Below are 19,656 nucleotides of genomic sequence, written 5' to 3' on the forward strand. Positions count from 1 at the left end.
TCAGGTCCAAAGCATCTTTCGGCAAATTTGCAAACTTACCGCAACAAACTTATGGAAAACTGTAAATTTGCTAAGTTTCACAGTGAGACGCAGTCTTGGATAGCATTCCCTGAAACGGTCACTATACCTGTGAACCATGCAGTTCAGTTCATCCCGGGCGCATCGCTCGCCCCCCACGATATCCACGTTGGTTTTACTTTCTGGGCTGTCCGCGCTCAGCCTGAACTTGTTCTTGCCCAGCCTGCCGAACATGGCGCTGCATTTTCAGACCGACTACAAGGTGATGCAGTTGTCGATTGCGCTGTACCTTCTGGTCAATGCAGTGCTGCAGATCCTGATCGGCCCGATCGCGGACAAGGCCGGGCGTCGACCTGTCATGCTGTGGGGGCTGGCGCTGTTCCTGATCGCCACGCTGGGCTGCGTCTACGCTCCGAACATCGAGGTGTTTCTGGCCTTTCGGATGTGTCAGGCCATCGTGGTCGTGGGCATGGTGCTCAGCCGGGCAGCGGTGCGCGATCTGTATGATCAGGATCAGGCGGCCTCGATGATCGGCTATGTCACGATGGGCATGGCCATTGTCCCCATGATCGGCCCCGCCATAGGCGGCGTGCTGGAAGAGAGCTTTGGCTGGAAGGCCAATTTCTGGCTGCCCTTCGCATTGGGTGCGATGACACTGGCACTGACCTATGTCGACTTTGGCGAGACCTCGGCCAAAAGCGGCAAGACGCTGATACAGCAATTCCGCGAATACCCGGAACTGCTGCGCTCACCCCGGTTCTGGGGCTATTCGCTGTCCTCCGCATTGTCCTCGGGAGCCTTCTTCGCCTATCTGGGCGGTGCACCCTTTATCGGCACCGAACTCTTTGGCCTCAGCGCGGCGCAGGTCGGCATCTATTTCGGCGCGCCAGCCGTTGGGTACTTTTTCGGCAATTTCTTCAGCGGGCGTTATTCGGTCCGGTTTGGCGTGAACCGAATGGTGTTCTGGGGCTGCTGGCTAAATGCGATTGGGGTTGCCATTTCGGCCCTTCTGTTTCTGGCAGGCTTTGGCACCGCGCTCAGCTTTTTCGGCTTCATGACCTTCGTGGGCATCGGCAACGGCATGACGATCCCCAACGCCACTTCGGGCGCGTTGTCCGTACGCCCTCATCTGGCCGCCACCGCCTCGGGCCTGAGCGGCGCAATCATGCTGGGCGGCGGCGCTGGCCTCAGCGCCCTTGCCGGAGCCTTACTGACCCGCGAAACCGGCGCGATGCCACTGCTATGGCTTATGCTGGCCACATCAGCCTTGGCAATCTGCGCCATCGCTTCGGTAATCCGGCGCGAACGGCAATTGGGCCTGTAACACCGCTTGCACCGATCGGTTTGCAAAGTTAGCTTGCAGCAATAGAAAAGTTGCAAAGGCACACCATGGCCACCCAAAAGCTTTATGCCGGTGCGAAACTGCGCGAAATGCGCACGCGCCTGACCCTGACGCAAAAGGAATTCGCCACGAAACTGGGGGTTTCGCTGCCGTACCTAAACCAGATGGAGAACAACAACCGACCGATCTCGACCACGGTTGTTCTGGCGTTGGCGCAGGAATTCGGCATGGACGTGACCGAACTGAGCACTGGCGACAGCGAACGCCTAGTCTCGGACATGCGCGAGGCACTGGCGGACCCGGTGTTCGACGACATGCCACCGCTGGCCGACCTGCGCCTGACGGCCTCGAACGCCCCCGCGCTGGCCCGCGCGTTCATTGCATTACACCGCACGTACCGCCAAACGCACGAACGACTGGCTTCGCTGGACGAGGCCCTGGGCCGTGAAGACGCGCAGATTCAAGCCAGCCCATGGGAGGAAGTGCGCGACTTCTTCCACTACTGCGACAATTACATCGACGCGGTCGACCGCGCTGCCGAGCGTTTCTCGCCCCGCGCCGAAGAGGCCGGCGGCATTCGCGCCGCGGCGATCAACAGCCTGGGCGAGCGCGGCATTCGGGTGCAGTTCGTCGACATTCCCGAAACCAGGAAATACGACGCCGACAGCAAAACGCTGAAACTCTCGTCGCGCACGGCCCCGCAGACACAGGTGTTTCAACTACTGCTGCAGGTGGCGCTGATCAGCCAGGACAAGCTGCTCGACGCGACGCTGGACTTCGCCAAGTTCCAAAGCGAAGAGGCCCGCGCCATCGCCAAGATCGGTCTGGCCAACTATTTCGCGGGCGCCTCGCTGATGCCGTATGACGCTTTTTTGGGCGCCGCGCAGGAATACCGCCACGATCTGGAACTGCTCAGCAACCGGTTTGGCGCGTCGATCGAACAGGTGGCACACAGGCTTTCGACCCTGCAACGTCCCGGTGCCAAGGGTATCCCGTTTTTCTTCGTACGCGTCGATCAGGCAGGTACAATCACCAAACGCCACTCGGCCACGCGCCTGCAATTCGCCCGGTTCGGCGGCGCCTGCCCCCTGTGGAACGTTCACCGCGCCTTTGAAACCCCCGGCCATTTCCTGCGGCAATTGGCGGAAACACCGGATGGCGTCCGCTATATCTCGCTGGCACGGGATGTATCGAAATCGGGCGGCTCCTTCGGTGCGCCTGTGCGCCGCTATGCCATCGCCCTTGGGTGCGAGGTTCGCCATGCCGAGGCGCTGGTCTATGCCGACAACCTCGATATCAACAACGCAAGCGCCTACGAACCCATCGGCATTTCCTGCCGTATCTGCGAGCGGCAAAACTGCCACCAGCGCTCGGTCCCGCCTCTGGAACGCCGCCTGTCCATCGACGCCCATACCCGCGGCACCCTGCCCTATGAGGTCACCTGATCTTCACCTAGCCTGAAAATACCTTAGGGGAGTCGCGGCCTGCCGCGACGGGGGCAGAGCCCCCGCCCGTAAGCCTTATGCCTTCGATAAGATCGACCAGATCTCATCTTTCAGGACAGCGCGCTTCTTGCGCAGCTCGCCTTCGGCCAGATCTTCCATCGGCTCGATATTGGTTTCCGCACGGTGTACGACGCGGTTGACCTCGTGATATTCATCCGCCAGCCGGGCGAAATGCGCATCCGATTGCTTGAGCTGGCTCATCAGTTCGACTTTGTCCGGAAACTCTTCGGCCAGTTCATGCGGGGTGTGGGACATTCCTGTTCGCTCCTAAACATGTTGTTACGATTCAGGTCTATAGATATTTCGCACACCCCGCTTTGACGCGGATCAAATCACCGCTGCGCGGTCGCCCATGCCGGGTGAATCCACGGGCGGTCATTGGCCTTTGGCAAGGCCTCTTTGCCCAGCAGATGATCGGACATCTTCTCACCCACCATGATCGACGGCGCGTTGAGGTTGCCGTTGGTGATCTGCGGAAAGATCGAACTGTCGGCGACCCGCAGCCCGTCCACACCGATGACACGCCCTTCGGGGTCAACAACCGCGTTCTTGTCGTCCGCCCGGCCCATCCGGCAAGTGCCGCAGGGGTGATAGGCGCTTTCGGCATGTTCAGCGATGAAGCCGTTCAGCTCTTCATCGCTTTGCACATCCGCACCCGGCTGGATTTCCTTGCCTGCAAAGGGTTTGAACGCTTCCTGCCCGAAAATCTCGCGGGTCAGGCGGATACACTTGCGGAAGTCTTCCCAGTCCTTTTCGTGGCTCATGTAGTTGAAGCGGATCACCGGTGCGTCCTCGGGTTTGTCCGAACGCAGCGTGACCGCCCCGCGCGAGGGCGAGCGCATCGGTCCCACATGGGCCTGGAACCCGTGCCCTTCCGCCGCGGCCTGCCCGTCGTAACGCACAGCCATGGGCAGGAAGTGGTATTGGATGTCCGGGTACTCGACCCCCGGATTCGAACGGATGAAGGCCGCGCTTTCGAACTGGTTCGACGCCCCGAGGCCGGTTTTCGTGAACAGCCACTGCGCCCCGATCAGGCCCTTGCTGACCAGATTCCAATGTTTATACAACGTGATCGGCTGCAACGAGGCCTGCTGGATATACAGCTCAAGATGGTCTTGCAGGTTCGCGCCCACACCGGGACGATCCGCGACAACTTCGATCCCGTGCTCGGCCAGATGCGCCGCCGGGCCGATCCCCGACAGCATCAGCAGCTTGGGTGAGTTGATCGAGGACGCGGCCAGAACCACCTCGCGCCGAGCGCGGATGACTTCCTTATTGCCGCTACGGATCAGCTCAACGCCGGTCGCACGGCCGTTTTCCATGACCACGCGCGACGCCAATCCACGCACGACTTCGCAATTGCCCCCCTTGAGGGCAGGTTTCAGATAGGCATTCGCCGCAGACCAGCGCCGTCCCTTCCAGACGGTCTGTTCCATCGGGCCAAAGCCCTCCTGTTTCTCTCCGTTATAATCGCCGGTAACCTCATAACCCGCCTGCTGGCCCGCATCGACAAAGGCCTGGAACAGAGGGTTCTCACGCGGGCCGCGCGAAACATGCAGCGGGCCGTCCTTGCCACGCCATTCGGGATCGCCGCCGTGGCCGCCGTCGTGCCATGTTTCCATGCGCTTGAAGTAGGGCAGCACATCCGCATAGGACCAACCATCCGCACCCATGTCGGACCACGTGTCAAAATCGCACGCGTGGCCACGCACATAAACCATCCCGTTGATCGAGGACGACCCACCAATCACCTTGCCACGCGGACAGGCCAGACGGCGGTTGTTCAGATGTTTCTCGGGTTCGGACTGATAGCCCCAGTCGTAGCGCGCCATGTTCATCGGATAGCTCAGCGCGGCCGGCATCTGGATGAACGGCCCGACATCGGTTCCGCCATGTTCGATCACCAGAACCGAAGCCCCGGCCTTGCTCAGACGATATGCCATCGCGCAGCCTGCGGACCCTGCGCCAACGATGACGAAATCTGCTTCCATATTCAGGTCTCCATAATCTGCCGAACCGCGTTTGGAACCGTTCGGCAGGAGTATTTTTCAAAAGGTGAAGAGGTTATTCGCCGCGCGGGAAACGCTGGCTGTCCTCGACGGTGTTGAGGTCCATGTGATTGCGCATGTAGCGTTCGGACGCTTTCTGCAACGGCTGGTAATCCCATGGGTAGTAACCGCCCTGCCGCAGCGCCTCGTACACGACCCAGCGGCGGGCCTGGCTGGCGCGCACTTCGGCGTCGAACTGATCCAGGTCCCAGCGCGCCTCGGATTTCGCGCGCAGCGTTTCCAGCGTTCCGGCATGGGCGGGATCTTCGGCAAGGTTGACCTGCTCTTGCGGGTCGACCTCAAGGTCGAACAGCTGATCGGGGTCCAGCGCGCAGCGGTTGTATTTCCACTTGCCATAGCGCAGCGAGACCAGCGGGGCATAGGACGCCTCGGCTGCGTATTCCATTGCTACCGGCGCGGTCCGCTCAGTCCCTTGTGCCAATGGCACGAGGTCTTCGCCATCGGTCCATGGTGCAATCTCGGCCATGTCCACGCCCGCCAACGTGCCCAGCGTCGGGGTCACGTCGATTGTCGAGACCGGCGTATCGATGCGTCCCACAGGCATATCCGGTGCCGAGATCATCAGCGGCACGCGCGACGAGCCTTCGAAGAAGGTCATCTTGAACCACAACCCGCGCTCACCCAGCATATCGCCGTGGTCCGAGACAAAGAGGATGATCGCCTCTTGCCGCGTGGTTTCCAGAACCTCGAGAATCTCACCGATCTTGTCGTCCAGATACGAGATGTTGGCGAAATACGCGCGGCGGGACCGGCGGATATCTTCCTCGGAGATGTCAAAGCTGCGCCAGTCGTTGGCGTCGAAGATACGCTTGGAATGCGGGTCCTGATTGTCATAGCCCAGGTCAGAGACCTCGGGCAGCAGGTGTTCACAATCCTCATAGAGGTCCCAGTATTTCCTGCGGGCCACATAGGGATCGTGCGGGTGGGTAAAGCTGACGGTCACGCACCACGGACGCTCATCCTTGCCACGCGCCAGGTCGTACAGCTTGGCCTTGGCGTTGTAGGCGACCTCATCGTCGTATTCCATCTGGTTGGAAATCTCGGCCACGCCAGCGCCGGTCACCGACCCCATGTTGTGATACCACCAATCGATGCGCTCACCCGGCTTGCGGTAGTCGGGCGTCCAGCCGAAATCGGCGGGATAGATGTCGGTGGTCAGGCGATCCTCGAACCCGTGCAACTGATCTGGGCCGACAAAATGCATCTTGCCTGACAGGCACGTGTAGTACCCGGCACGGCGCAGATGGTGCGCATAGGTGGGGATATCGCTGTTGAACTCAGCCGCGTTGTCATAGACGCCGGTGCGCGAGGGCAACTGGCCGGACATGAAACTGGCCCGACCCGGCGCGCACAACGGCGAGGCCGTGTAGGCATTGGCAAACCGCGTCGACCGCTTTGCCAGTTTCTTCAGGTTCGGAGCATGCAGCCAATCTGCGGGACCGTCGGGAAAGAGGGTACCGTTGAGCTGATCCACCATCAGGATCAGAATGTTGGGTTTTGTCATTTTTCAGCCTCAAGCAGAATATTGAGAACCCGCATCGCATGGTTCACGGCCAGTTGGGGTTCTTCCGGGGCGCTGAGCGCAGCGTGGATATACAGCCCATCGATCAGGGCGATCATGTTCCCGGCCGCTTCGACCGGGTCGCTTATCAATGGACGCAGGGCTTCGATCAGGTTGGACCGAAGGCGCGACTGATAGATCTGCCACAGACGCAGGGCGTCTTCGTTGGTCTGGGCCAGAACATAAAACGTCATCCACGCGGCGATGACGTCGGGCGTAAAGCACGAAGGTGCAAAGCAGGCGCGGATGATAGCCTGCGCCCGCTCCTGCGGCGCGGCTGTTTTCAGCTCGCCCCGCGCCTCGGCACCAAAATCGGACAGGATGCGCCGCATGGCGGCCAGAAATATCTGATCCTTGCCGCCGAAATAGTGATGCGCCAGCGCGCTGGACATCCCGGCCCGCTTGGCGATTTGGCTGACGGTCACATCAAGGGACTTTTTCGATCCAAGTTCGGCAATTGTCGCACGAACGATCGCGTCGCGACGGATTGGCTCCATTCCGAGTTTTGGCATAGCTGTCCCCTCCCAACGTTACATGGGAAAACGCTACGAGGTTTTTATTGACTCGTCAATTAATAACCAGTTTCATGTGCTGAATTGAGCTAAATCTTTGGCGCAATACTGGGGGTCGTCAGGTTGCTGCGGTTCAGAACCGCCTCTCGCCAGGCGATGAAACTGACCGCTGACAGGATCAATGTACCACCCGCGACAACCCAGATGTCGATGCCTTCATGAAAGACCAGCGCGCCGACCAATGTTGCCCAGATCAGTTGCAGGAATGTGACCGGCTGCGTCACAGCCACCGGCGCGGCTTTCAGCGCAATCGTCATGAAATAGTGACCGGCGGTAGCAAAGCTGGCGACCAGAAACAGAACGCCCAGATCGCGCAGGCTGGGCGGCGTCCAGACAGCCACCGCAAAGGGGATCAGGGCAATCGTCACCCAGATAGACATATGCGCCACGACAACCGAAGGCGGCAGGTCCCGCACAAGCGCTTTGGCAATCAGGTAAGACGCACCAAGCGCCAGGGACGTGCCCAGCATCGTCAGATGGCCTGCTGAAACCTCGCGAAATCCGGGTCGCAGAATGATGATGACGCCGATTATCGCCACACAGATCGCGGCAATCCGGCGAAAGGCCAGCTTCTCACCCAGAAACAGCGCCGCACCCAAGGTAACGTAGACGGGCGTCATGTAGTTCATCGCCGTAACCTCGGCCAAGGGAATTTGCGTCATCGAGAAAAACCACAGCATCACCGCCACGGCGTGTACGATTCCGCGCACACCGAACAGGGTCAGATGCCGCCGTGTCAGGTGCGTTGTCAGGACGAGTTTCAGGGCGGGCAGCAGAAAGACCAGACCAAAGACAAACCGAAAAAACGCCGCCTGAATCGGGTCCATCGTCGAGCCCAGCGACTTGACCAGCGCGGTCATGACCACAAAGGACACCCCGGCGGCGAACATCCAGAACATGCCCACCAACGGGCGATATGTGGGCGCAAGAGTTGTCATGTTAACGGTAGAACACCGAAACCCCGGTTGGGGCAACCCTTCACATAACCACAAGTTTGTAAGCGATCCCCAGCATGACCACGCCAATCACCACGTCCAGAACCTGCCAGGCCCGTGGTCTGGCAAAGACAGGGGACAGGATGCCTGCCCCGTATCCTAGTGAAAAGAAGAACACAAAGCTGGACAGCATCGCCCCCAGCGCAAAGGCCAAGCGGTCGTCATATTGGGCCGAGATCGACCCGATCAGCACAACCGTATCCAGATAGACATGCGGGTTCAGCCAGGTGAAGGCCAGAACCGTCAGCAGAACCGACTTCAGGCTGGCGCGCTGCCCTTCGGACACATCCATCACCGCGCCTCCACGCCAGGCCGATTGCAGGCTGCGCAGCCCGTACCATGTCAGGAAGATCGCCCCGCCATAGCGCATGACCGTTTCGAACCAGGGCGCTGCCGAGGCCAGCGCGCCAAAGCCTGCAACACCGGCGGCGATCAGGAGGGCATCCGAGACCGCACAGGTCAGGCACAAGGGCAGCACATGTTCGCGCCGCAGCCCCTGACGCAGTACAAAGGCGTTCTGCGCTCCGATGGCGAGGATCAGGCTGAAGCCCAGTGCAAAGCCCGCAATCAGGGATGTAGACATGTGACCTCCTGTGGTTTCGAGGCATTGACTACGCGTATTGCCGCCCTCTATCAAATTAAAGATGTTGATCCCAATTAAGTCTGGCTAATGCTGCTTGATCCCAACCACCTGTCGGCGCTGTCTTCCATTTTGCGCCATGGCAGCTTTGAAGCCGCTGCTGCCGAGCTGGCCGTGACGCCTTCGGCCATATCGCAACGGATCAAGGCGCTGGAGGATCGCGTTGGCGCAGCCCTGATCCATCGCGGTACGCCTTGCACAGGCACTCAGGCCGGGTTGCGGATTGCGCAACATGCCGAGGATATCGGGCTGCTTGAGGCGAAACTGGCCCGGGAACTGACCCTGGATCAGGCAAGTGGTCCGGCCCGCGTTCGGGTGGCGGTTCCTGCCGATGTTCTGGCGACGTGGTTCATCGATGCGATGGCACAGGCCGATGGGTTGCTGTTCGATCTGGTGGTCGATGATCAGGACCACTCGGCAGAGTGGCTTCGACGCGGAGAGGTCAGCGCTGCCATCACAGTGGGCAGCCAATTAGTGGCGGGCTGCGATGCCTCGGACCTGGGGGCGCTGCGCTATATTGCGACCGCAAGCCCAAGCTATATGCGCCAGTGGTTTGCCGATGGGGTGAACGCGCGCACGCTGACCCGGGCACCCAGCTTGACCTTCAACCGCAAGGACGGGCTGCAGAAGTCTTGGATCACCGAACAGACGGGCCAGAGGATTGCGCCGCCCTCGCATTTTCTGCCCTCACCGCAAGGGTTCGTGGACGCGGCGATTGCCGGGATGGGCTGGGGCATGAACCCAATCGGGCTGGCACGGCAGGCGTTGGAGGACGGTCGGTTGGTTCCGTTGCTGCCTGATGCACCGCTGGACGTACCGCTGACATGGCAGGTGGGCCGCGTCTTGTCCCCTGCGCTGGCGCCGCTGACCCATGCGGTCAAACGGGTTGCGGCCCGGGCGTTGCTGTCCATTCGGCGCTGATGGGCCGTGTCATGCCGCCTTGGACTTCTTTGTGTTCGGCAAAACCACCCGATAGCAGGTGATGGCGGCAAACAGGCTGACAAGGACGATGAAGAAAACGGCCCAAGCGACCTCGTGCATATGCGCAATGGCTGCCAGTGCGGCTGACAGGATGACCGCTGTGATCCGACAGATACTCTTGATCGCAGCCGCCCCTTTGACGCGCTGATCCTTGGGGGCCACGTCGAGGAAGTACAGTTTTCGCGCCCCGCTGATGCCGGTCACGGCCACAGTCACGATGAACAAGGCCACCGCATGAAGATGCACTGCGTGATCCACCCCCAGAAAATGCACCGCCAACAGCGCGCCTCCGGTCAGGGCCACCATCAGGTTGCCCACCACCATCACGGCCCGGTGTGATTTCATATTCACCAACTGCCACAAGGGGGCCGAGACCAGATACCCCGACGCCGATGAGATGATCATGGCGGTCAGACCCTTGGCCGACGCGTGATGTGCCTCGGCCGCGATCAGGGCAAAGAACGGCACCGACAGCGACACCACGACCAACGGAATGCGCATGACCATGTAGCGGCGAAACCAGGCCTGATCGAACATGGCGATGATGTCGGTGAAGTTTTCCGAGAATTTCCGTTTCCGCACAGGCGGGGCGTCCCCCTTGACCTCTGTCTTCCCCGAGATCTCGGACATGGCCAGAATGCATAGGCCTGACAGAACGAAGAATGTGACCGAAACAGCAATCACTGCGGTATGGCGCGAAAAGGGCGGGTTTTCCTTGGTGATCTCATGCAGCAGCACGGCCAACCCAATGGCACCCAACCCGCCAATGCCAAGCTGCAGGTAATGCAACACCATCCGCGACTTGGATTGCACGTGGTCGCCGATCAGATCGGTATACATCAATGACTGGATCTCTTCGATCAGGCCAATCAGGAAAAACGCCGCGACAAAGGCCATGCCGATGGCGGGAACCACTCCGGTCGATGCCACGACCACCGCCATGACAAGGCAGGCGCCGATCGCGATTTCAGTCAGGGCAATCCCGCGTTTCTTCTGCTGGCGGGCCGCAATCGGTTGCGCCAGAAACACGTCCGAGATCATGCTGCCCACCATCCGGACCGATACCAATGCCCCCGCAATGAACATCGGCAGTTCCAGCGACACCGCCAAAAACGGCAGCACCACGGACGGGCTGCCCAGCGTCCACGCGACCTGAGACAGAATGCTCTGCCCGGCAAGAACCGAAATGTTCCGATTGGGTATGGCGTCGGTCATACGATCACTTGCTTTATCTGCCCCACGGGAAAACTGCCTGCCAGCCTATAGGGTTCCGGGCAACCGGCCAAGAAGCACATGAACGGAAAAAGAAAACCCGACCAGTGGCCGGGTTTTCAATGACTGCTATTTGGCGCGGATCAGAGCTGCGCCATGACCTCGTCCGTGGCCTCGAAGTTGGTGGTGACGCGCTGGACGTCATCATCGTCTTCCAAAGCATCGACCAGCTTCATCAGCTTTTGCATGTCGTCCAGACCCAGCTCGGTCGTGGTGGTGGGTTTCCAGACCAGCTTGGTCGACTCGGTTTCGCCCAGCGCGGCTTCCAGCGCGTTCGACACGTCGTTCAGATCGGTGTCGGCACACCAGATGATGTGCCCTTCGTCCGAGCTTTCGACGTCTTCGGCACCCGCCTCGATGGCGGCTTCGAACACGGTGTCGGCATCACCAGCAGCGGCGGTGTAGACTACCTCACCTTTGCGTTCGAACATGAACCCGACCGAGCCGGTCTCGCCCAGGTTGCCGCCGTTCTTGGAAAAGGTCGAGCGCACAGTCGAGGCCGTCCGGTTGCGGTTGTCAGTCATCGTCTCGACGATCACGGCAACGCCGTTCGGGCCATAGCCCTCATACCGGATTTCTTCATATTCATCGCCTTCGCCAGCGACCGATTTCTTGATCGCGCGGTCGATCACGTCCTTGGGGACCGAGTTCGACTTGGCCTCTTTCACCGCCAGACGCAGGCGCGGGTTCTTGTCGGGATCGGGGTCGCCCATCTTGGCGGCGACGGTGATCTCTTTCGACAGCTTGGAAAACAGTTTGGACCGCGCGGCGTCCTGACGTCCCTTGCGGTGCTGGATGTTGGCCCATTTGGAATGGCCTGCCATGGTGCGTCCTCATGATAGTAATTGCGTGTTCGGCGCTCATATAGACGTTTGCAGGGCATGGGATCAAGAGAGCGGCTTGTCCAAGACCGTCTTGCAGGTATGGTGGCGGCATGACGACAGACCAGATCATTCTTTTTGCCCTTTTCGCCACTGTATTCGGAATGCTTCTCTGGGGGCGCTTTCGCTATGATCTTGTGGCCTTTTCCGCGCTGCTGATTGGTGTTGTTCTGGGGGTGGTCCCGGTGGATGACGCTTTTGCCGGGTTCGGGCACCCCGCAACCATAATCGTGGCGCTGGTGCTTGTGGTTTCGGCCGGGTTGGTCCGATCCGGCGCTGTGTTCCTGATCACCCGCACTCTGGTCGATGCCTCGCGGGGGCTGGGCGCGCATATTGCACTGATGGGCGGGATCGGCGCCGTTCTGTCGGCGTTCATGAACAACGTCGCCGCCCTGGCGCTGCTGATGCCGGTCGATATCCAAACCGCACGCAAGGCGGGTCGCTCGGTCGGCCTGACCCTGATGCCGCTAAGCTTTGCCACCATTCTGGGTGGCATGGCGACGCTGATCGGCACACCTCCGAACATCATCATCGCATCAATCCGGCAAGAGACCTTGGGCGAGCCGTTCAAGATGTTCGATTTCGCCCCGGTCGGAGGGCTGGCGGCCATTGCCGGGCTGGCTTTCGTCTCGCTGGTCGGGTGGCGTTTGATCCCGAACCGGGGCCCGCAGGAAGAAACGTCCGAGGCGCTGGCCGAGTACATCGCCGAGCTGACCGTCCCCCCGGAATCGCCGCATATCGGCAAACGGGTCAGTGAGCTTTATGAGGCCGCAGAGAAGTCCGACGTCGCCATCATCGGCCTGATCCGGGACGGCAAGCGGCGCTATGGCCGGTCCGCCCATGCCACGCTGAAACAGGGCGATGCGCTGGTGCTTGAGGCACGACCCGAGGCACTGGACGAGTTTCGCGCCGCGCTGAACCTCGACTTCTCGGACACACGCCGTCAGGAGTTGCTGACCGCCGAAGGCGACGGGCTGGAGGTGATCGAAGTCGTTGCAACTGAAAGCGCCCGCATTACCGGACGCACCGCGCAAGGGCTGGGTCTGGCGTGGCGGCAAAGCACCGTGCTGATGGGTATTTCGCGCCAGGGCCGCCGCATCACCGAACAGGTCCGCAAGACCGAGGTTGAGGCGGGTGACATCCTTCTACTGCTGTGCCCCCGCGACCGCAGTGCGGATGTGACCGAATGGCTGCGCTGCCTGCCTCTGGCGCAGCGGGGTCTGAACGTCACTGCGAACGACAAGGCATGGTTGGCCATCGGGCTGTTCGCCGCCGCCGTGCTGGCGGCCAGTGTCGGGCTGATCTACCTGCCAATTGCGCTGGGGCTGGTCGTTGTGGTCTATGTGCTGACCAAGATCATGCCGATTGCCGATCTCTACAATCATATCGAATGGCCGGTGGTCGTTCTTCTGGGGTCAATGATCCCTCTGGGCAGCGCGTTGGAGACCTCGGGCGGTACCGAGCTGATTGCCAACGCTCTGGTGCAGCTGACCGACGGCCTACCCGCCTGGGCCATTCTGACGGTGCTGATGATCGTGACGATGACCCTGTCCGATGTGCTGAACAACACCGCTACTGCCATTGTTGCGGCCCCCGTGGGTATCCAGATGGCCCGCACGCTAGAGGTTTCGCCCGACCCGTTCCTGATGACGGTCGCCGTTGCGGCCTCGGCCGCGTTCCTCACCCCCATCGGGCACAAGAACAATACGCTGGTCCTTGGCCCCGGCGGCTATCGTTTTGGCGACTACTGGCGCATGGGGCTGCCGCTGGAAATCCTCATCGTCGCGGTTTCCATCCCCGCCATTCTTGTCTTCTGGCCGCTTTGACGGATAAAGGCATGCCATGAAACGATTTCTGATCCTGCAACTGCGCCCCGAAACCGAAGCGTCGGACGCCGAATACGCCTCGATCCTCGACAAGACCGGCCTGTCGCCGGATCAGACCCACCGCATTCGCCTGGATTGTGAGGATCTGCCCGCAGGATTGAATGTAACCGACTATGCCGGAGTGATCGTTGGCGGCGGTCCCGGTTGCGTCAGTGACGACCCGGCCACGAAATCCCCAATGGATGCCCGTATCGAAGCGGCCATCATGGGTCTGATGCCTCAGATCACCGCGAAGGATCACCCGTTCATGGGCTGCTGCTATGGGCTTGGCATTCTCGCCGCACATTTGGACGGAGATGTCAGCAAGGACCAGTACGGAGAGCCCGTCGGCCCCTCGACCTGTCACCTGACCGACGACGGCGCGCGCGATCCGCTGACCGCCGGGCTGGATCAGACCTTCGACGCTTTCGTCGGCCATAAAGAGGCCGTGCAGACCCTGCCCGACGGGTGCGTTCACCTTGTGGCCTCGGACCCCTGCCCATTTCAGATGATCCGCTGGGGCCAAAACGTCTATGCCACGCAATTCCACCCCGAGGCCAACGCGCGGGACTTTGAAGAGCGTATCAATATCTACAAGCACCACGGCTATTTCCCGCCCGAAGACGCCCAGCGTCTGATCGATATCTGCCACGCCGCAGACGTCACCCAACCCGGCGCAATCCTGCGCCGCTTTGCCCAGCGCTATATGTGACCCAACGGCGCGGTTGCCTGAAACTTCGACCCTCGCATAGGCTGGTCCGAACGGCTTTGGGAGGAGTTGTTCTTGGATCTGCTTATCAATGTCGGCCTGCCGCTGTCGCTGGCCATTATCATGCTGTCTCTGGGCGTTGGGCTGCACGTCGCCGATTTCCGCCGCGTTCTGACCCGGGGCTACCCGTTCGCCATCGGTGCGCTGAGTCAGGTGGTACTGCTGCCGATTGCGGCCTTCATCACCGTCAAGCTGTTTGCCCTGCCGCCCGAGATCGCGGTGGGTTTCATGCTGCTCAGCTTTTGCCCCGGAGGTGTAACCAGCAACATCCTGACCAAATTGGCAAAAGGCGATGTTGCGCTGTCGGTCAGTCTGACTGCGGTTATCAGTCTTTTATCGTTGGTGACGGTTCCAATTCTCGCGGCATGGTCGATCGCCCATTTCATGGGTGAAGATGCACCCGAGGTTTCGATCACCGGTCTGGCCGTTGCCCTGTTTCTGATCACAACCCTGCCCGTAGCCATCGGCGTTAGCCTGCGCCATTTCGCGCCCGCCTTTGCAGAACGGATTGACGCCCCCTTGTCCAAAGTGGCCACCGTCCTTTTTGTCCTGATCGTCCTCGCAGCGCTGGCCGGCAACTGGCAGCTGTTCATTGAAAACCTTGGGATCATGGGGGCCGGGCTGGTCACCTTGAACATCGCTCTGCTGGCCATCGGGCTGGGGTTGGCGCGTGCAGCGAAACTGTCGTGGAATGAGAGTAAGACGGTCTCAATCGAAACCGGCATCCAGAACTCGACACTGGGGATCACTCTGGCGGCGCTGATCACGGGAACAGATAGCGGGTTCAGCCCGCTTGCCCTGCCCTCGGCCGTTTACGGTATCATGATGTATGTCGTGGCGCTGCCGTATATCGGCTGGCTCCGCAGCCGCTGAAAGGACAAGACATGACCAACAACACTGCTGATGCCATCGTCGTGGGGGCCGGGCTGGCCGGTCTGGCCGCCGCGGCCGAGTTGGGGGATCGCGGCAAGAAGGTGATCGTGCTGGATCAGGAACCCGAGCGTTTTCTGGGCGGGCAAGCGTTCTGGAGCCTCGGCGGGCTGTTCATGGTCGACACTCCGGAACAGCGGCGCATGGGGATCAAGGACAGCCACGATCTGGCCTTGCGCGACTGGATGGGCAGCGCGCAGTTCGACCGCGACGAAGACGTCTGGCCCCGCAAATGGGCCGAAGCCTATGTGGAATTCGCCGCCGGAGAGATGCGCCCCTGGCTGCATGAGATGGGCCTGCGCTGGTTCCCCATCGTCGGCTGGGCTGAACGAGGCGGGTCGTATGCAGACGCTCACGGCAACTCGGTCCCGCGGTTTCACATCACATGGGGCACTGGTCCGGGCGTCCTGAAACACTTCATCCGCCGCGTGCAGGACCATGTCAGCGCCGGGTTGATCGAGCTGAAATTCCGCCATCAGGTCAGCCATATCATCATGCAGAACGGCGGCACCAAAGGCGTGTCAGGCGAAGTTCTGGCCGATGACACGGCCCCTCATGGTGCCAAGACCAACCGCGATGAGGTCGGCGAGTTTGAGGTCTATGCGCCCTCGGTCATCGTCACCTCGGGCGGGATTGGTGGCAATTTCGAGATGGTGCGCAAGAACTGGCCCCGCGACCGGCTGGGCGAGCCGCCCAAGGACATGGTGGCAGGAGTCCCGTTCCACGTCGATGGCCGCATGATCGGCATCAGCGAAAAGGCTGGCGGCCACGTCATCAACGGCGACCGGATGTGGCATTACACCGAAGGCGTGCGCAACTGGAATCCGATCTGGCCCTCGCATGGCATTCGTATCCTGCCCGGCCCAAGCTCCATGTGGTTCGATGCGCGTGGCAACCGGCTGAAACCGCCCTGTATGCCGGGGTTCGACACGCTGGGTACGCTGAAGGAAATCCTGAAAACCGGGTATGAATACAGCTGGTTTGTGCTGACCCAGAAGGTGATCAAGAAGGAATTCGCCCTGTCCGGCTCGGAACAGAACCCCGACATGACCGATGGCGGCTGGCGCGAAGTACTGTTTCAACGCGTCCTGACCGGATCAAAGGCCACCGCGCCGGTCGAGGCGTTCAAGGACCACGGTGAGGATTTCATCGTCGCCAATACGCTGACCGAACTGGTCAGCGGGATGAACCAGCTAGGCGGTGGTCTGATCGACGAATCTCATCTGCGGGCCCAGATCGAGGCACGGGATAGTCAGGTCGACAACCCCTTTACCAAAGACGCGCAGATGGCGGCCATTCTGGCTGCGCGCAACTATCGCGGCGACAAGCTGATCCGCACCGCCAAGCCGCACAAATTCCTTGATCCGGCCAACGGCCCGCTGATCGCGGTGAAGCTGCACGTGCTGACCCGCAAGACGCTGGGCGGGCTGCAAACCAATCTCGACAGCCAGATGATCGGCGCAGACGGTCAGGTTGTTCCCGGCCTGTTCGCGGCCGGAGAGGTCGCAGGATTCGGCGGCGGTGGCTACCATGGCTACAACGCGCTCGAAGGGTCCTTCCTGGGCGGCTGCATCTTCTCGGGCCGCAATGCGGGGCGGTCACGGGCCGTTGCGTGATTACGGCGTGCGCATGAACTTGAGCACCGGCTCGCCTGCCGCATCCAACAGTACCAGGCTGTCCCCCGCCATCGCATAGCTGGATACGCCTTGCAGGGCGGCAAAGAACTGGTCTTCGACCGCCTCCAGTTCGGGCGGGCAGGCCATCAGCGTGGCAGCAATGTTGTCCGGAAACTCAAGCGCGTTGCCCGACAATTCGGCTTGCCCCGTAAAACGGTTGCACCCGCCCGTGCCGCTGAACGCGCCGCCTTGGGCAAAATCAAGCTGTGGCGGGCGTTCGGTGTTCAGCACGTCGCCGTTGATACCAATCGCGGTCCAGTTGGAGTTCTCAAGCGTGGCAGCGCCCTGGCCGCCCACCTGCACCAGAACAAGGTCGGTCTTATCCCCGCCCCCGTTGGTCAGCACCGGATGCACCGTATCGGTGGTGAACAGCAATTGCCCGTCGCGATGAATCGAGGCTTGAACCGCATAGGTCATGCCGTCGCGGATCAGCGCGTCGTCAAAGGTCAGTTCGAACGCGGCCGGCACACCGGTCAGTGCGTATCGTTGGGCGGCCAGCGTGACAGCGGGCGCATCGGCCAGTGAGATGTCCTGCAACTCGACATACAATGTTGCATCTTCGGGCACCGCGATCCGCTCGCGATAGGTCGCCGTTCCCGTGACCGTTCCGGCATGGCTTTGGCCGCCGATAATGGTCAGCGCGATTGCGACGGCGACAATGGCCTGGCCGAGCTTTGGAAAAGGCATAATCCGATCCTTTCACATTCTTCTTTGTTGAAAACATCGTGGCCGGATCGGCATTTACAAGGGCAGCAAGCGCAGATCGGCGATTCCGCGCCGCCTTTACAATGGCCAGATGAATGGGATCAGCAAGGATGCCAGCAATCCGACCGTCAGGTTCAGCGGCACTCCGACTTTCAGGAAATCGGTAAACCGGTAGCCCCCCGGCCCATAGACCATCATGTTGGTCTGGTATCCGATGGGCGTTGCGAACGAGGCCGACGCCGCCACCATGACCGCCACCACCAGCGGACGCGGGTCGATCCCGACCGCCTGCGCCAGACCGATGGCAATCGGCGTCACCACCACGGCCACCGCGTTGTTCGACACCAGTTCAGTCAGCACCGAGGTCAGCAGATAGACGGCCCAAATGATCAGGAAGGGCGGCAGCACGCTCAGACCCGGAGCGATCGCTTCGACAATCAGCGAAACGGCCCCGGATTTGTCCAGCGCCGCACCGATGGCCAGCATCGAAAAGATCAGCGCCAGCAGACGGCCCTCGACAAAGGAAAATGCCTCATCCGCGTCGATGCAGCGGGTCAGCAGCACCACCGCGACCGCCAGAACCGACAGCAGCAGGATCGGCGCCACACCCATCGCGGCCAGCACGACGATTCCGACCAGCGCGCCGATGGCAATCGGCGCATGGCTGCGCCGGAACGCACGGGCCGAGGGCTGGGTGACGTCGACCATGTCCATGTCAGATGCCAGCTTTTGGATATCCGCGGGCGAGCCTTCCAGCAGCAGCGTATCGCCGACCCGCACCACCAGATCATCCAGCTGACGCCCGATATTCTGGTTCCGCCGATGCACCGCCAGCACATAGACACCATACCGGCGGCGCAAGCGCAGTGCGCCGAGCGTTCGGCCGACCATGCGGCAACCCGGTGTGATCAGCACCTCAACGGTCTTGGTTTCAACCGCCGAAACCTGATCGACGCGCTTGAGTTCCTTGTTGCTTTGCAGGCTCAGCAGCTCGGTCATCTCGGTGCGCAGAACGACGCGGTCACCAAGCTTCAGCTCAACCCCTTTCAGGTTGCGCCGCAGCGACTCGTCGCCCCGGATAACGTCAATCAGACGCACGCCAGGACGTTTGAACAGCTGCACCCCTGTCACCTCGCGCCCGATCAGGTTGCTTTCGGGGGGAATGACGGCCTCGGTGAAGAACTTCATCTTGGACCGGTCGGACAGCAGCGTTGCCATGCTGTCGCGGTCCGGCAACAGGCGCGGCGCGACGAAACGCAGATAGACCATGCCATAGATCACCAGAGCGATGCCCAGCGGCGTGACCTCGAGGATCGAAAACGCCTTCATACCCTGCGCCCGCGCAACACCATCCACCAGCAGGTTGGTCGAGGTTCCGATCAGCGTGAGCGTGCCGCCCAGAATTGCCGCGTAGCTCAGCGGGATCAGCAGTTTCGAGGCCGGAACATTCAGCGTGCGCGCAATCTGCACAAAGACCGGGATCATTACCACAACGACCGGCGTGTTCGACACCACCGCTGAGGCCAGTACGACAAATGCCATCAACAGACCGATGGCAAATCGCGGATTCACCTGCGCCTGCTTTTGCGCGGTCGAGGTAAACGCATCCAGCGCCCCCGTCCGCACGAGGGCGCCCATGATGATGAACATCGCCGCGATGGTCCAAGGCGCCGGGTTGGACAGCACGGCCAGCGCGCTCTGGTACGGCAGGATGCCGGTCACCAGCATGATGGCCACGCCACCGATGGCGACCACTTCGGTCGGGTAAACCTCGCGCAGGAACATGACGAACATGCCTGCAACGACCATCAGCGCCACGATCGCGCTGCCCGTTTCTGTCAGTTGAAGGAATTGCATTCTTGGTTTTGTGTCCGA

General features: G+C 61.0%; 17 protein-coding genes. 7 read left to right on the top strand and 10 right to left on the bottom strand.

The features are described from left to right. Nucleotides 1-136 precede the first annotated feature (136 nt). Both ACR0DO_RS03435 and ACR0DO_RS03440 read left to right on the top strand, forming a co-directional pair. Nucleotides 137-1,342 carry a multidrug effflux MFS transporter gene (locus ACR0DO_RS03435; protein WP_480556744.1) on the top strand — a complete coding sequence of 402 codons (1,206 nt, stop codon included), beginning with the start codon at nt 137-139 and terminating at the stop codon, nt 1,340-1,342. Between the two features lie 65 nt (nt 1,343-1,407). Continuing rightward, nucleotides 1,408-2,805 (top strand): helix-turn-helix transcriptional regulator, encoded by a 1,398-nt coding sequence (locus ACR0DO_RS03440; protein WP_170441065.1) that lies wholly within the window; start codon nt 1,408-1,410, stop codon nt 2,803-2,805. A 75-nt stretch (nt 2,806-2,880) separates the two neighbouring features. Here ACR0DO_RS03440 and ACR0DO_RS03445 read toward each other — a convergent pair whose 3' ends face one another. The 6 genes from ACR0DO_RS03445 to ACR0DO_RS03470 form a co-directional block, all read right to left on the bottom strand. Continuing rightward, entirely contained in the window at nt 2,881-3,120 is a 240-nt protein-coding gene (locus tag ACR0DO_RS03445) for an HP1242/YdcH family protein (protein ID WP_170441064.1), read from the bottom strand. A 77-nt stretch (nt 3,121-3,197) separates the two neighbouring features. After that, nucleotides 3,198-4,856, bottom strand: coding sequence for a choline dehydrogenase (betA, locus tag ACR0DO_RS03450; protein ID WP_480556745.1), 1,659 nt, complete (start codon nt 4,854-4,856; stop codon nt 3,198-3,200). 73 nt (nt 4,857-4,929) lie between these two features. Continuing rightward, nucleotides 4,930-6,438, bottom strand: a complete 1,509-nt coding sequence (gene betC, locus ACR0DO_RS03455; protein WP_480556746.1) for a choline-sulfatase — start codon at nt 6,436-6,438, stop codon at nt 4,930-4,932. Continuing rightward, on the bottom strand, nt 6,435-7,007 hold the full coding sequence (betI, locus tag ACR0DO_RS03460; RefSeq protein ID WP_170441058.1) for a choline-binding transcriptional repressor BetI: 573 nt from the start codon (nt 7,005-7,007) through the stop codon (nt 6,435-6,437). The genes betC and betI overlap by 4 nt, the downstream gene beginning before the upstream one ends. Before the next feature lie 89 nt (nt 7,008-7,096). Beyond that, nucleotides 7,097-8,005 carry a DMT family transporter gene (locus ACR0DO_RS03465; RefSeq protein WP_480556747.1) on the bottom strand — a complete coding sequence of 303 codons (909 nt, stop codon included), beginning with the start codon at nt 8,003-8,005 and terminating at the stop codon, nt 7,097-7,099. Between the two features lie 40 nt (nt 8,006-8,045). After that, on the bottom strand, nt 8,046-8,645 hold the full coding sequence (locus tag ACR0DO_RS03470; RefSeq protein ID WP_170670677.1) for a LysE/ArgO family amino acid transporter: 600 nt from the start codon (nt 8,643-8,645) through the stop codon (nt 8,046-8,048). 87 nt (nt 8,646-8,732) lie between these two features. On the opposite strand from ACR0DO_RS03470, the gene ACR0DO_RS03475 reads away from it, so the two are divergent. Next, nucleotides 8,733-9,623, top strand: a complete 891-nt coding sequence (locus tag ACR0DO_RS03475; RefSeq protein ID WP_480556748.1) for a LysR family transcriptional regulator ArgP — start codon at nt 8,733-8,735, stop codon at nt 9,621-9,623. 9 nt (nt 9,624-9,632) lie between these two features. Here ACR0DO_RS03475 and ACR0DO_RS03480 read toward each other — a convergent pair whose 3' ends face one another. Beyond that, nucleotides 9,633-10,898 carry a permease gene (locus ACR0DO_RS03480; protein WP_480556749.1) on the bottom strand — a complete coding sequence of 422 codons (1,266 nt, stop codon included), beginning with the start codon at nt 10,896-10,898 and terminating at the stop codon, nt 9,633-9,635. A 140-nt stretch (nt 10,899-11,038) separates the two neighbouring features. Further along, nucleotides 11,039-11,779, bottom strand: a complete 741-nt coding sequence (locus ACR0DO_RS03485; protein WP_170670671.1) for a YebC/PmpR family DNA-binding transcriptional regulator — start codon at nt 11,777-11,779, stop codon at nt 11,039-11,041. A 110-nt stretch (nt 11,780-11,889) separates the two neighbouring features. Here ACR0DO_RS03485 and ACR0DO_RS03490 point away from each other — a divergent pair, with 110 nt between their 5' ends. The 4 genes from ACR0DO_RS03490 (at nt 11,890) to ACR0DO_RS03505 (ending at nt 17,016) form a co-directional block, all read left to right on the top strand. Continuing rightward, on the top strand, nt 11,890-13,662 hold the full coding sequence (locus ACR0DO_RS03490) for an SLC13 family permease (RefSeq protein WP_480556750.1): 1,773 nt from the start codon (nt 11,890-11,892) through the stop codon (nt 13,660-13,662). A gap of 16 nt (nt 13,663-13,678) precedes the next feature. Beyond that, nucleotides 13,679-14,413 carry a glutamine amidotransferase gene (locus ACR0DO_RS03495; protein ID WP_480556751.1) on the top strand — a complete coding sequence of 245 codons (735 nt, stop codon included), beginning with the start codon at nt 13,679-13,681 and terminating at the stop codon, nt 14,411-14,413. A gap of 72 nt (nt 14,414-14,485) precedes the next feature. After that, nucleotides 14,486-15,343, top strand: a complete 858-nt coding sequence (locus tag ACR0DO_RS03500; protein WP_480556752.1) for a bile acid:sodium symporter family protein — start codon at nt 14,486-14,488, stop codon at nt 15,341-15,343. 11 nt (nt 15,344-15,354) lie between these two features. After that, on the top strand, nt 15,355-17,016 hold the full coding sequence (locus ACR0DO_RS03505) for an FAD-binding dehydrogenase (RefSeq protein WP_480556753.1): 1,662 nt from the start codon (nt 15,355-15,357) through the stop codon (nt 17,014-17,016). Here ACR0DO_RS03505 and ACR0DO_RS03510 read toward each other — a convergent pair whose 3' ends face one another. Then, nucleotides 17,017-17,763 carry a YbaY family lipoprotein gene (locus ACR0DO_RS03510; protein WP_480556754.1) on the bottom strand — a complete coding sequence of 249 codons (747 nt, stop codon included), beginning with the start codon at nt 17,761-17,763 and terminating at the stop codon, nt 17,017-17,019. Nucleotides 17,764-17,859: 96 nt separating this feature from the next. Then, nucleotides 17,860-19,638 (bottom strand): SLC13 family permease, encoded by a 1,779-nt coding sequence (locus tag ACR0DO_RS03515; protein WP_480556755.1) that lies wholly within the window; start codon nt 19,636-19,638, stop codon nt 17,860-17,862. Between the last annotated feature and the right edge of the window lie 18 nt (nt 19,639-19,656).

This window comes from Ruegeria sp. AM9 (genome assembly GCF_056540565.1).